The 430-nt window shown below is 59.8% G+C and carries 1 protein-coding gene; it reads left to right on the top strand.

Going from position 1 to position 430, the window contains the following annotated elements; all coding sequences use genetic code 11:
- Positions 1-430 (top strand): radical SAM protein (locus tag I6F37_RS40940; protein WP_225154511.1); only part of this gene is annotated, 430 nt, incomplete at both ends.

Here is a 430-nt window from a genome sequence, read left to right as displayed (position 1 = left end):
GTGCTGGCGAACGCACGCGAAGCCAGGGCCAATGGCGCGACCCGTTTCTGCATGGGCGCGGCATGGCGTTCACCCAAAGAGCGCGACATGGAACCGCTGAAACAAATGGTATCGGGCGTGCGTGCGCTCGGCATGGAGACCTGCGCTACGCTCGGCATGCTGAGCGAGCAACAAGCGCGCGAACTGAAAGAAGCCGGACTCGATTATTACAATCACAATCTCGACACGTCGGAAAATTTCTACGGCGAGATCATCACCACCCGCACCTACCAGGACCGGCTCGACACGCTGGCTAATGTGCGCGCCGTCGGTATGAAGACCTGCTGTGGCGGTATTATGGGCATGGGCGAATCGGAACAAGATCGGGCCGACCTCATGGTCACACTGGCCAACCTGCCGGTGCAACCCGAATCGGTACCCATCAACATGC

The sequence above is a fragment of the Bradyrhizobium sp. NBAIM08 genome, from assembly GCF_020193935.1.
Classification (GTDB): Bacteria; Pseudomonadota; Alphaproteobacteria; order Rhizobiales; family Xanthobacteraceae; genus Bradyrhizobium; species Bradyrhizobium yuanmingense.
The sequence above is the reverse complement of the archived record's forward strand: the minus strand, read 5'-3'. Positions and strand labels throughout refer to the sequence as shown.